At 55.9% G+C, this 12,624-nt stretch carries 11 protein-coding genes; 7 read left to right on the plus strand and 4 right to left on the minus strand.

Annotated features, from left to right (window positions below; all coding sequences use genetic code 11):
- Positions 1–7: 7 nt before the first annotated feature.
- The 3 genes from G565_RS0103440 to fabB all read left to right on the plus strand — a co-directional run bounded on the left by G565_RS0103440 (position 8) and on the right by fabB (position 3,782).
- Positions 8–1,711 (plus strand): FecR family protein, encoded by a 1,704-nt coding sequence (locus G565_RS0103440; protein ID WP_169579609.1) that lies wholly within the window; start codon positions 8–10, stop codon positions 1,709–1,711.
- A 329-nt stretch (positions 1,712–2,040) separates the two neighbouring features.
- Positions 2,041–2,562 (plus strand): bifunctional 3-hydroxydecanoyl-ACP dehydratase/trans-2-decenoyl-ACP isomerase, encoded by a 522-nt coding sequence (gene fabA / locus G565_RS0103445; RefSeq protein WP_028669714.1) that lies wholly within the window; start codon positions 2,041–2,043, stop codon positions 2,560–2,562.
- 2 nt (positions 2,563–2,564) lie between these two features.
- Entirely contained in the window at positions 2,565–3,782 is a 1,218-nt protein-coding gene (gene fabB / locus G565_RS0103450; protein ID WP_028669715.1) for a beta-ketoacyl-ACP synthase I, read from the plus strand.
- 153 nt (positions 3,783–3,935) lie between these two features.
- On the opposite strand, the gene galU is transcribed toward fabB, so the two are convergent.
- The gene (galU, locus tag G565_RS0103455) at positions 3,936–4,778 is read right to left on the minus strand and encodes a UTP--glucose-1-phosphate uridylyltransferase GalU (RefSeq protein WP_028669716.1); all 843 of its coding nucleotides are present in this window, start codon (positions 4,776–4,778) and stop codon (positions 3,936–3,938) included.
- Between the two features lie 378 nt (positions 4,779–5,156).
- Here galU and G565_RS0103460 point away from each other — a divergent pair, with 378 nt between their 5' ends.
- Positions 5,157–6,899, plus strand: a complete 1,743-nt coding sequence (locus tag G565_RS0103460) for a sugar phosphorylase (protein WP_051207248.1) — start codon at positions 5,157–5,159, stop codon at positions 6,897–6,899.
- A 63-nt stretch (positions 6,900–6,962) separates the two neighbouring features.
- Here G565_RS0103460 and G565_RS0103465 read toward each other — a convergent pair whose 3' ends face one another.
- A complete protein-coding gene (locus tag G565_RS0103465) occupies positions 6,963–7,568 on the minus strand; it encodes a LysE family translocator (protein WP_028669718.1) in 606 nt (201 codons plus the stop codon).
- Positions 7,569–7,607: 39 nt separating this feature from the next.
- Positions 7,608–8,321, minus strand: a complete 714-nt coding sequence (locus tag G565_RS0103470) for an alanyl-tRNA editing protein (RefSeq protein WP_028669719.1) — start codon at positions 8,319–8,321, stop codon at positions 7,608–7,610.
- 162 nt (positions 8,322–8,483) lie between these two features.
- Here G565_RS0103470 and G565_RS22790 point away from each other — a divergent pair, with 162 nt between their 5' ends.
- Positions 8,484–9,875: an aminotransferase-like domain-containing protein gene (locus tag G565_RS22790; RefSeq protein ID WP_037337554.1), complete on the plus strand. Its 1,392-nt coding sequence runs from the start codon at positions 8,484–8,486 to the stop codon at positions 9,873–9,875.
- 7 nt (positions 9,876–9,882) lie between these two features.
- Positions 9,883–10,812, plus strand: a complete 930-nt coding sequence (gene rarD / locus G565_RS0103480; RefSeq protein ID WP_028669720.1) for an EamA family transporter RarD — start codon at positions 9,883–9,885, stop codon at positions 10,810–10,812.
- On the opposite strand, the gene G565_RS22795 is transcribed toward rarD, so the two are convergent.
- A complete protein-coding gene (locus G565_RS22795) occupies positions 10,778–11,404 on the minus strand; it encodes a LysE family translocator (protein WP_051207252.1) in 627 nt (208 codons plus the stop codon). The genes rarD and G565_RS22795 overlap by 35 nt on opposite strands.
- A gap of 138 nt (positions 11,405–11,542) precedes the next feature.
- Between G565_RS22795 and G565_RS0103490 the strand changes: the two genes are divergently transcribed.
- Complete coding sequence (locus G565_RS0103490) at positions 11,543–12,592, plus strand: carboxysome shell carbonic anhydrase domain-containg protein (RefSeq protein ID WP_028669721.1); 1,050 nt, start codon at positions 11,543–11,545, stop codon at positions 12,590–12,592.
- The last annotated feature ends 32 nt before the right edge of the window (positions 12,593–12,624 follow it).

Below are 12,624 nucleotides of genomic sequence, written 5' to 3' on the forward strand. Positions count from 1 at the left end.
CAAGACCATGCTTACCTTCGCAACCTGTCATCGCAACGGCCCTGCTCGATCCACCCGGTGGCTTCTGAGTGTGGTTCTATTAATGCCTTTAACAGCGCTAGCCTCGGTCGGGAAGGTGGTCATCGCCCAGGGTGACGTCTATGCCGTTGACGCTAACAATGCGCAACGCACTCTTTCGCGGCGATCGGATGTCAACGAAGGCGATACTCTGGTCACCGGAGCCAACGGCAGTCTGCAAATCCGGTTTAACGACAACGCCGTGCTGGCCCTGAGCCCCGAATCCCGCCTGAGAATCAGCGAATACCATGAACGTGACGCTGGCAATAGCGACGAACAGGTGCTTATGGACTTGCTGGCAGGGGGGTTTCGCACCATAACCGGCCGTATTGGCAGTACCGACCGCGACGCCTATCAGGTGCGCACCCCCAACGCCAGCATCGGTATTCGCGGCACGCATTATGAAGCGCTGCTGACTGACTCCAGCTTGCTGGTGGGCCTGTATGATGGTGGCATTGTCGTCAGCAATGAAAACGGCCGTTTGAACCTTGGCCTTGGTGGCAATTTTCTGTTCGCAGAAGTAGGCTCCGGCACAGCGCCAAAGGGGTTGCTTGAGCCTCCGGCACTCCTGAATCAATCCCGCGTTCCAGGTACGGGTCAAGCCCCACTGTCACAACCACAAGACGAGCCGGAATCCCAGATCGAGGAAGAGGATGACGGCGGCTTACCGTTGGAATCGGCTTTCGCAGGCAATGAGCCGCCGCCTACCATTCCTCAATTAACCGCAGAACAGCAGGCCAGACTGGAAGCGCTGTTGACTGAATTGGATGACGAGCTGAACGACCTGGGTGAGGCCGCAGCCAGCCAGCCAATAGCGCCCGATGCTCGACTGACGGCAGAACAACAGGCAGCCCTGGCTACCAAGCCCGGCAAAGGCTTTATCGTACTCACCGACAGCGACGACGATGCGGTCCACTTCGTGTACCGGGTTGAGGGCGAGAACGGCCCGGTATTTGTCAACTACGATGACGAAACCCTGTCCGAACTCGACAACGGCTATGTATCACCGGACCGGGTTTACAAAGGCCCAACGCTGACAGCTCCCGACAGCCTGGTAACGCTGGAGCGCGATGACCAGACGGTTGAATGGGGCATCTGGAACGCCAGCGCCACGGATCCGGCAACCTTACTTGAAAGCAGCAATTCGCTGGCTGACGCCAGCCTGGATACAACACCGTTCTTCTATGTGTTTGCCGAGCCTGCGGATTTGACATCACTTGTTGGGACCCGATACCTGAGCCTTTGCTCAAATATGGACTGCATCAGCGTTTCCGCTTCCAACGGTGAGACACTGTCGAGCGCCGATGGTTATATGGATGTTGATCTGGACAATCTGACTGCCACAGCAGGCATGAACCTCTACATGTCAGACAGCTCATGGTGGAGCCTGTATTTTAGCGGCAATGTTAAAGACTCGTTGCTCAGCACTAACGATCTGTTCATCGACTATGATCAACAGTCACGGGACGAAAGCAGCTATAATCTGGGTGATGAGTCACAATCATTCAGCGATATTTCCGGGGAGTTTCAGGGTCTGTTCATCCATGGTGAAAATCAGGGCCTTGAATTTATCGGTGGATTCGGGGTGTCCAGCAATGCAGCAAATGAATCCATATCAGGGGTGTTTCTTATGTCCGGATCTGAGGCTAATTGAGCCTATCCCCGCCCTTAGCTCAACTACCTGACCCATCAGTCAGCAAAGTAATGCGCGCAACTACCCCTGCGCGCGCCTTCACTCACTTTTTCCTGCATGGCATGGAATAGCCTCGGGGTTTCCAGTATTGTCGGGGCCATAAACAGAAAACGCGGCCTGGTGATGCCATATAAACAACATCGTCATACGCTACACTGACATGGGGTCACTACCTACGACATTGAGCGCTATGAGAGGTTTCACCCGGTGACACGCTGTTAGCGAGGAGCTAACAGCTCGCAGCTAACAACTTCAAACTCAAAAAACCAACTACACGGAACCCGACAGTTATGACAGATCGCCCCTCTTCCCTCGACAAAGCGGACCTGATCGAATGCGGTTACGGACGCATGTTCGGGCCGGGCAATGCCCAGCTGCCGGTCGATAACATGCTGATGATGGACCGCATTGCCCTGATCACCGATGAAGGTGGCCAGTATGGCAAAGGCGAAATCATTGCCGAACTCGACATCAACCCCGACCTCTGGTTCTTCCAGTGCCACTTCCCCGGCGACCCGGTCATGCCTGGCTGCCTGGGCCTGGATGCCATGTGGCAACTCGTTGGCTTTTTCCTCGGTTGGCGTGGTAATGCGGGCAGAGGCCGTGCACTGGGCGTCGGCGAACTGACGTTCAAAGGCCAGATCATGCCGGATGCCAAGAAAGTCGTGTACAAGCTGAACATCAAGCGCGTGATGGAATCCCGCCTGGTGATGGGCATTGCCGATGGCGTGGTTGAATGCGACGGCAAACCCATCTACTTTGCCAAAGACCTGAAAGTTGGTCTGTTCAAACCTGAACAAATGGGAGCCTGATCGTGAAAAGAGTCGTAGTAACTGGCCTGGGCATCGTTTCCTGCCTGGGCAACGATGCCGAATCCGTCACCGATAGCCTGCGTGAAGGTCGTTCCGGCATTCGTTTTAACCAGACATATGCCGATATGGGCATGCGCAGCCACGTCAGCGGCACGCCAGACATCAATCTGGCCGATCACATTGATCGCAAAGCCATCCGCTTTATGGGTAAGGCAGCCGGTTATGCCTATATCTCCATGGATCAGGCGATTAAAGATTCGGGCCTGACCCCGGAACAGGTTTCAAACATCCGCACCGGCCTGATCGCCGGTTCCGGCGGTGCCGATTCCGAAAGCCAAACCGAAGCGGCTGATATTCTGCGCGAAAAAGGCCTGAAACGGGTTGGCCCCTACCGCGTGACCCAGACCATGGGCTCCACCGTGTCTGCTTGCCTGGCCACCCCGTTTCAGATCAAAGGCGTGAACTACTCCATCACCTCTGCCTGCTCCACCAGTGCCCACTGCATTGGCAACGCGGCAGAGCTGATTCAACTGGGCAAGCAAGACATCGTCTTTGCCGGTGGCGGTGAAGCCGAGCACTGGACCATGAGCTGCCTGTTCGACGCCATGGGTGCCCTCTCGACCCAGTACAACGATGAACCGGAACGCGCCAGCCGCGCCTACGATGCCAACCGCGATGGCTTTGTCATCGCCGGCGGCGGCGGCATGCTGGTGTTGGAAGAGTTGGAGCATGCCAAAGCCCGGGGCGCTAAAATCTATGCCGAAGTCGTCGGCTATGGCGCCACCAGCGATGGCTATAACATGGTCGCACCCAGCGGTGAAGGGGCAGTCCGCTGCATGCAGATGGCAATGAGCACGGTCGATGGCGACATCGACTACATCAACGCCCACGGCACCTCGACGCCTGCTGGCGATGTAACCGAACTGAAAGCCGTGCGCACTGTCTTCGGCGACGCCATGCCACCGGTGGCATCCACCAAGTCACTGTCGGGTCACAGCCTCGGCGCCGCTGGCGTGCAGGAAGCGATCTACTCGCTGCTGATGATGCAAAACAACTTCATCGCCGCCAGCAAAAACGTCGAAAACCTGGACCCTGAAGCCGGCGACGCCAACGTCATCACTGAACGCAAAGACAACGTCACCCTGAACCGGGTTATGTCGAACAGCTTCGGTTTCGGTGGCACCAACGCGACTCTTGTGATGCAGCGTTATCAGAGCTAAGCCACCCGCAAAGCGGGTTAACCTGACCGCTCCACCAGGCTAGCCTGTCTGTATGCGTTAATGGCAGAAACGACCTGATAAAAAAAGGTCTGCCCCTCAACAGGGCAGACCTTTTTTATTGGACCGGGATACGGCGACAAGTCCAATCAGGAATTAGGTTAAATTCCCTTTCTTATACAACTCTTCAAAGCAAAAATTCGTCGCTTCAACAAAGCCTTCAACTGAACCGCAATCAAATCGCGTACCTTTAAATCGATACGCCATAACCACACCATCCTGCGCCTGTGTCATCAGGGCATCGGTCAACTGAATCTCGTCATTCTTGCCCGGTGGCGTGTCACGCAGTATGTCGAAAATATCCGGAGTCAGAATATAGCGCCCAATAACGGCCAGGTTACTCGGGGCATCTTCTTTCTTCGGTTTTTCGACCATACTCTTAACGCGGTACAAGCCGTCCTTCATCTCTTCGCCTTCGATGACACCGTACTTGTGGATTTCGTCTTCCGGCACTTCCATCACCGCTACGATAGAACAGCGAAACTGCTTGAATACCTTGACCATTTGCGCCATGACATTATCGCCATCAGCTTCAGGTATACAGAGGTCATCGGCCAGCACCACCCCGAACGGCTCTGTACCAATCAGTGTCTCGCCCGCTAAAATGGCATGGCCGAGGCCCTTCATTTCTTTCTGGCGGGTGAAGGAAAATACGCCTTCGTGCATAACATGACGAATGGAGGTCAGATACTTTTCCTTGTCGGAACCGCTGATCTGATGTTCCAGCTCATAGGAAATGTCGAAATGGTCGGCGATGGCGCGTTTGCCCCGACCGGTAACGAAACCAATTTCATACAAACCGGATTCAATGGATTCCTCCACCCCGTACTGCACCAGGGGTTTGTTGACGATGGGCAGCATTTCTTTCGGGAGGGCTTTGGTGGCCGGTAGAAACCGGGTGCCATAGCCACCCACGGGAAATAAACATTTGCGGATCATGTTACGTCCTCTTCCAGTGTGTTCATCACGACTGAGCGTGCCTGTTCGTTCAGGAAATTGCCGGCGATGGTAGCCGGCGCTTCCCGGGGCGACACCCGGCTCGACTCAGCGAGTCTGTGTTCAGTCTTGCAATTCCCTGACCAGTAACATTTCTGGCGCGACCTTTGCGATGCAAATTGACAAGGTCTGCCGCACTCTAGCCCGGATTGGGCGGGGGCGGGGCCCGGGTCGGCCAACAGCAGAGGCCAGCCCTTAAATCGACCATTATTCTGCACCAAAATGGCCGACAGCACCAACTCGGTGCATGCTGAGCCAGCCCGTGCCAAACTCTCGTCGAATTGTGACGCATAAGTATAACCCGGAACAAGAGGACGTATTATGACAAGCCAGGACGGTTCACTCGACCGGTTAAAAATCTCAGCCCATACCCGGCTGGCCCGGCTGTATGGTGCCCATCGCGCAGAGGCTGTTACCGACAAGTTAATGGGCCTGGTTCAGCGCTACCAACCGGTCATTTACCACCACACGCGAGATCCGGGGCTCAATGAGACCGACACCCTGCTGATTACTTACGGCGATGCCATTCGTCAGCGCGAAGAACCCGGGTTGATGCAGTTGGAGCGGTTTCTGGAAGATTTTTACCCGGATCTGATCACCAACATACATCTCTTGCCATTTTACCCCTACAGCTCTGATGACGGTTTCTCAGTCATAGACTTCAAGCAGGTCCGCCCCAGTGTCGGACACTGGGATCACATTGATGCTCTCGCCCGCCGATTTGGCATCATGTTTGATTTGGTGCTGAACCATTGCTCTCGTGAGAACCTCTGGTTCATTGAATACATCCAGAATCAGGAGCCCGGCTGCAACTACTTCCATGAAATGGACCCGCAAACCGATGTCTCCGACGTGGTTCGACCGCGCTCCAGTCCACTGCTGGCCCCGATTCACACTCACCGGGGTACGCGCCATGTCTGGGCGACGTTCAGCGAAGACCAAATTGATCTGAACTACAGCAACCCCGACGTCTTGCTGGCCATGATGGACATCTTTTTATTCTATCTGTCCAAAGGCGCCCGACTGGTTCGGCTCGATGCGGTCGCGTTTTTGTGGAAAGAACTGGGCACGTCCTGCATACATCTGCCGCAGACTCACGAAGTGGTCAAACTGATGCGAGATCTGGTTGAGGCCGTTGCACCCTGGGTAGAACTGGTCACTGAAACCAATGTGCCCCATCAGGAAAACCTGTCCTATTTTGGACAGGGTGACGAGGCGGCTATGGTGTATCAGTTCGCCCTGCCCCCTCTGATTCTCTATACACTGAACCGCGGCAATGCGGACTTACTGACAAACTGGGCTCTCACACTCGCGCCGCCTCCCGAAGGCGGCACCTATCTGAATTTCACCGCCAGTCACGACGGCGTCGGGTTGCGCGCCCTTGAGGGCATACTCCCTCCCTACGAGATCCAGAGCCTGCTCGATTGCATGCATCAGTTCGGCGGCTACGTCAGCATGAAAGCCAACCCACGCGGCCCCGACAGCCCCTATGAAATTAACATCAGCTATTTCGATGCGCTCAAAGGAACCCGGACCGGGCCGGATCAGTGGCAAATCGAACGTTTTCTGTGCTCCCAGACACTGATGATGACACTGCAGGGCGTGCCTGCCTTTTACCTGCAATCTCTAATAGCCACGCCCAACGACATTGCTGGCGTGGAACGAACCGGCCGGCTGCGGTCGATTAATCGTAAGGTTTGGGACTGGGGACCACTGACCGAGGCCATGAACGATGCCCGCCACCCCTCTCGCCTGGTCAGTCAGGAGCTGGCACACCGGCTTGGGTTGCGTAAAAACAGCAAAGCCTTTCACCCCGCCAGCCGGCAACGGGTGCAGGACCTGGGGTCGAGTCTGTTCGTGGTGATACGCGACAGCGAACACGAGCGGGTATACGGGGTGTTCAATGTTACCTCGGTGACCCAGACACTGGCGCTGATGCGGTTGCTGCCTAAAAATGAAGACCATCAATACCGGGATTTGATCAGCGAAGAATCCTACAAGGAAGAAGAAGACCTGATCCTGCAACCGTATCAATGTGTCTGGCTCACAACTGACAAGCCATAAAAAATCCTCGCGCGGCTAAGGGAGGGTATCGCCGGCGAGGATCGGGTAACAAAAACGGGGGGATTACATCAGAATAAAGACCACACACAGGGCCGTCAGAATGCCCAGCACCAGGTTGAACATGCGCAACCGGAACGGGCTTTCCAGCCAACGTCGCAACTGGGATCCGAGCACCGCCCAGACGCAACTGCACGGGTAGGTCATCAGGGCAAACATAAAAGCCACCGTCAGCGCACTCGGCCAGTAGGCATCTCCAGGCAGACTGAAAGCCGCTATACCGGTAATGGCCATGGCCCAGGCCTTGGGATTAATGACCTGAAATAAAGCAGCTTGCCACCACCGCATAGGCCGAGCCTCGCCATCGACACGGGCCATTCCCCCTGCCGTCGCGATGTTCCAGGCCAGCCACAACAGGTAAACCGATCCGGTTATTTTAAGCGCCCAATGCAATTGCGGAACCGCCAGTAACAGGGCACCGATTCCACTGGCGACCATCAGGTTTAATGTCAGAAAGCCGATGCAAATACCGGTGATGTGCGGCATTGTCCGACGCAACCCGAAGTTCATGCCCGAGGCAGTCACCATCAATACATTAGGGCCGGGTGTAATGGTCGTACTGAAGGTATATAGCACGATCGGAAGTAAAAACCCGAAGGTTAAAGCGTCCACTTATTCAGACCTCTCATACTGCAACAGCAGCCCCGTTAATCAGTCAACCAATTCAACATTGATTCGTTTGTTTTGCTTGCCTTTGCTCTTAATACTGGGGATACGGACGTCGCCAATTTCCGCAATATCGCGCACATGAGTGCCACCGCATGGCTGATAGTCCAACCCCTCTACCCTCACCATACGAATAGCCCCGTGCCCCCGGGGAGGTTGCACGCTCATGGTTCTCACCAGCTCTGGCTGCTCATCAAGAATCGATTCCGGCAACCACTGTGTTGTAACAGCGGCGCCCTGTGCAATGGTGGCATTCAAGCGCGCTTCCAGATCAGCTTTATCCAGTGGTGCCGACAAATCAAATTCAGCCCGGCTCAGTTCGCTACCAACATTGCCACCGGTCACCGGGTCTTTGATCAGATGACACAGCAGATGCAGGCAACTGTGCATGCGCATATGCCGATGGCGGCGCGCCCAGTTGAGTGTCAGCCTTACTGCATCACCTTCGCTCAGGCTCAAACCCTCAATCTCGGCTTCCGCCAGATGATGCTCAATGGTTGCTCGGTCCTGACTGTAACGGGTATCCACAATCGCAATGCGCCGCTCACCGACCACCAACTCACCGATGTCTCCCGGCTGACCGCCTCCGTGCGGGTAAAAGATCGTGTCGGCCAACACCAGGCGGTGATCGTCAAAACGAACCACCCGGGTGTCCAGTTCGGTTTGATAGGCATCCTGATAAAAGCGATAAGGGCTCATAGACCTTCCTTTGTATCGATACAATCTTAATCATCATGCAACTAAGCTAACTTTGCAGATTCTATGTGACAAATACCGGATAAATCGGCATTGAAGTTCGACAAAAGCGAACAATTGCAGTGTAATACGACGACAATTCACTGCAAGCAGTTCTTTGTCACCATGACAATCCTAACACTGACCGGTCAGACCGGCCCAAAATACAAAGCCCTGGCCAACCGCATTGAACGAGCGGTTCAGGATGGTGAGCTGAAAGCCGGCGACCGCCTGCCCACGCACCGCCAACTGGCTGAGCAACTGGGCGTAACAGTGGGCACGGTGACTCGTGCCTACGCCGAGGCCGAACGCCGCCGGTTGATTGAAGCCCGAGTTGGCAGTGGCACCTTTATTCGCGGCCTGAACCCGGGAACTGGCGGTTTCAAAGTCACCGACTCGACCGTCGACACCGGCATTGATCTGGGTTTCAGCATCGCGCTGGAGCTGGATCAATCTGAACAATTAACGCGCACGCTGGCCCGATTGCAGCACTCCGATGTGCTGCCTCATCTGTTGCGCTACCAATCTGAATTCGGCCTTGAACACCACCGTGAAGCAGGACGACGCTGGCTGTTGAACACAGGCCTGGGTGATTTCGGCCGGGATGACTTGCTGGTCACCCTGGGCGGACAGCACGGGTTTTACGTGGCCTTGAATGCGCTGCTGCAACCGGGCGATGGCCTGGCTTGTGAGGGGCTGACCTACCCGGGTCTCGTTGCCGCCGCAACGCAACAGAACCTGCGATTGATGCCACTGGCCATAGACGATCAGGGGTTGACCCCGGAGGCGCTTGAAGGCCAGTGTTTGAGGCATCCACCAAGGGTGGTGTATCTGATGACCCGCATGCACAACCCGACGGGTGGTTCGATGTCGCAACAGCGCATTGATGAGCTGGCGCTGATTTGCCGTCAGTTCAAAATCACCGTTATTGAAGACGACGTTCAGGGCTGCCTCGGCAACCCGGCCCGTCCTTCGTTCAGCCTGCGTCATCCGGACATCACGGTCACCATTGCCAGTCTGTCCAAGGCCTTGTGCGGTGGCTTGCACGTGGGCTTTATGCGCGGCCCGGCCGAATGGGTCAATGCCATTGGCGCGGCTTTCCGCGCGACCTGCTGGATGGCTATTCCGCTCACCACTGAAGTCGCCTGCGACTGGTTAAACAGTGGCTATGCCGATCAGTTACTGACGCGCCAGCAAGCCGAGATCGAATGGCGCCAGAAAGCGGTATGTGAGCGGTTGAATCGGGCCGGGTTTACACCCCGGTGCGGCGGATTCAACGTTTGGCTGGATTTACCGGCACCCTGGCGCGCCGTCAACCTGGTCGCACGAGCCGCCGAACATCGCATACAACTGAAGCCGGCCGAGGTCTTTGCGGCGGGTCAGTTTGCCGCCCCCCAGGCGGTGCGCATCTGCATCGGCGGCCGGTTACAGCGCGACACGCTGCTCAACGCCGTCAACACCCTGATAGAGCTGATTCAGACCCCGGGCAATGCCCAGGATTCACTGACCAACATTTGAGACGACTATGATATCCGCAACGCGCAGCGGCGCATTTTACGCACTGACCGCCTACATCCTCTGGTCGGTGGCGCCGATTTATTTCAAGATCATGGGCAATGTTAGCGCGGCGGAACTGTTGTCGCACCGCATCATCTGGTCATTTCTGCTGACGCTGGGTCTGATTTTCCTGTTTCGCAAACGCGCTGCTTTGATGACCGCCCTGCGGTCTTCCCGAACCCGCTGGAACCTGCTCGCATCTACTCTATTGATCGGTTTTAACTGGGGATTGTTCATCTGGGCCGTGCAGAGCAATTACATGCTCAGTGCCAGTCTCGGCTACTACATCAACCCGCTGATGAACATTTTACTGGGCATGATTTTTTTCAGAGACCGGCTCGACCGGGTACGCACCATTGCTGCCCTGCTCTGCGTGGCGGCTGTTGCCTTCGAATTGATCCAGTTCGGCCGCTTACCCTGGGTGGCCCTGCTACTGGCCACCAGCTTTGCACTGTATGGCCTGGTTCGTAAAAAAGTAGGCGTCGACAGCTTCACCGGCATGGCTCTGGAGACCGGCTTGTTGCTGCCCATTGCAGCGGGCTATTTATTGTTTGCCACCAGCCCAACCACCAACCTGATCGAGAACACCTGGTCAATGAACCTGCTGCTGTTTGCCGCAGGACCGGTCACCATGGTGCCGCTGATGTGCTTTGCGGCGGCAGCCAATCGCATCAGCCTGACCGCGCTCGGGTTTTTTCAGTACATTGCCCCCAGCGGTATGTTTTTGCTGGCTGTCTTTGTGTATGGCGAAACCTTGAGCCCCGGCAAGCTGGTGACCTTTGGCCTGATCTGGGCGGCACTGCTGTTGTTAACGCTCGACTCACTGCGAACCCTGGGCCGTAACCAGTCTGCCAGGCGGGCGCTCAAAGCATCCAACGCTGCCACCAGTCCCAAATAAACAACACCGACAGGGCGACAAAAATCACCCCGGCACCGCGGTCGATCCAGTGGCGCCGGTTCAGAAACCGACGTTGCAACACCGGTTGGGACAACACCCAACCGACCAGACCAAACCACAAACTGGTGACTGCGAATACATACCCAACCAGAGCAGACTGCATCCACCCATTCAGGCCCTCGACCAGTTGCAAAAGAATGGCCGAAAAAAACAACAACGCCTTGGGGTTCAAGACGTTGGTCAAAAAGCCCTGCCAGAAATCGCCCCGATCACTGAGCGGAACCTCAGGGTCAAGTGGCTGACCCGGAACAGCCGGTTTCGCGTTCAAACCACCCCATCCCAGGTATAACAGGTAGCCGATGCCCAGCCAGGGCAACGTCATTGCCAACCAAGGGCTCGATTGCACCAGCGCCGATACGCCCAACACAGCAACCAGCGTATGCAAGGTAACCCCCAGGCCAATGCCCAGTGCATTCAGTGTACTGGCGCGCTTACCCCGGGTCAGTGCCGATTTGACCACCAGCGCAAAATCCGGCCCCGGGCTGATTACAGCGGCGGTATAGACCAATACAAAAGGCCACCAGGTGGGCATAACAGTCTCCAAATTACGCAATAAACAATGTTCGAAGACTATCAGAAGTTGGAACAGACTGGCGAGCCTGAGCAGCGATTCGCCAAATTCGCCGGGTTCCCCCTATACTGCCGGGAGACTCTATCCGGGACCCGGACCATGCACACACGCCCGATTCAAGATCGCATTGACTGGTTGCTCGATCTGAGCCGCATACATTCGAAACGTTTCTGCGACCCCGAGAATCATCTGGCGCGACAGCGCTACCAGGCAGAACACAGCACCGAAATCGTGGCATTGAAATGCATGGACGGTCGCATCCATTTGCCTTATGCCACCCAGACACCCATGGGTATCATTCGGCCGTTCCGAAATCTGGGCGGCATTTTCGACCTGGGCTGGCCTTATCTGGGAGATCTGCTGGCCGACCTGGTGGGAGAAACGGTCAGTCAAGGACGACGAGTCCTGGTGATCATTACCTACCATTTTTCCAAGGGTGATTCAGCACGCGGTTGCGCCGGGTTTGATTGCGATCAGGCGGCCGCACTGGCGCACGCGCAACAAATCAAACAGCAAGTCGAAACCATCTTCGGGGCCGGTCACCAGACGGTCTACCCCTTAGTCTGCGGCTTTGAAACCGATGAAGACGCCCTGACCCTGCACCATGAGAACGGGGTTTATCTTGATCTTTCGACGCTGGTGAATCAGGCTCGCGAGCAAGTGAAGTCCGACATCGAGTCGGTATTCTCAGATATGCCAGACCAAATACGCCACGACCTCATGCCGCTGGTCGAAGGCAACCTGCGCCATATCGTTGAGATACGGAAAAGCCGCCGTGAGCTGGCCGTTGAGCACCGGGAATGGATACTCTGCGTGGGTCGCGGTTTTGATTTCCTGCACGTGCCTAACATCGCCCTGATCATTGGGCCCTACAGTCCGGATCTGTCTCACCCAATTCAAAAAGCCGCTGCCATTATCCAGAGCAATATGGATAAAGGCCGAGTTCCCGACGACGGTTTCCTGTTGCTCTGTTCAGCCCCTTATCAGGAACCTGGCCCGGACCGCGCGCGAGCAGAGATGAAAGCCCGATTCATGGCCGCGTTTACTGCCCGGGTTATCGACGAATGCCAACCCCTGCTGGCCAAAAAGATGATCCGCCAAACCGCCATTTTAAACTGGCCGACACGTCGACTCGAGATATTTGACTAAGAGTCGACAGAGATGGATTCCTGGCAGCGATT

Source organism: Saccharospirillum impatiens DSM 12546 (assembly GCF_000423605.1).
In the GTDB taxonomy this organism is placed as follows: Bacteria; Pseudomonadota; Gammaproteobacteria; order Pseudomonadales; family Natronospirillaceae; genus Saccharospirillum; species Saccharospirillum impatiens.

Coding starts and splice junctions, on each gene's coding strand:
- fabA (WP_028669714.1), top strand. CDS start 2,041: ATGACAGATCGCCCCTCTTCCCTCGACAAAGCGGACCTGATCGAATGC.
- G565_RS22790 (WP_037337554.1), top strand. CDS start 8,484: ATGACAATCCTAACACTGACCGGTCAGACCGGCCCAAAATACAAAGCC.
- G565_RS22795 (WP_051207252.1), bottom strand. CDS start 11,404: ATGCCCACCTGGTGGCCTTTTGTATTGGTCTATACCGCCGCTGTAATC.
- G565_RS0103460 (WP_051207248.1), top strand. CDS start 5,157: ATGACAAGCCAGGACGGTTCACTCGACCGGTTAAAAATCTCAGCCCAT.
- G565_RS0103470 (WP_028669719.1), bottom strand. CDS start 8,321: ATGAGCCCTTATCGCTTTTATCAGGATGCCTATCAAACCGAACTGGAC.
- rarD (WP_028669720.1), top strand. CDS start 9,883: ATGATATCCGCAACGCGCAGCGGCGCATTTTACGCACTGACCGCCTAC.
- G565_RS0103490 (WP_028669721.1), top strand. CDS start 11,543: ATGCACACACGCCCGATTCAAGATCGCATTGACTGGTTGCTCGATCTG.
- galU (WP_028669716.1), bottom strand. CDS start 4,778: ATGATCCGCAAATGTTTATTTCCCGTGGGTGGCTATGGCACCCGGTTT.
- G565_RS0103440 (WP_169579609.1), top strand. CDS start 8: ATGCTTACCTTCGCAACCTGTCATCGCAACGGCCCTGCTCGATCCACC.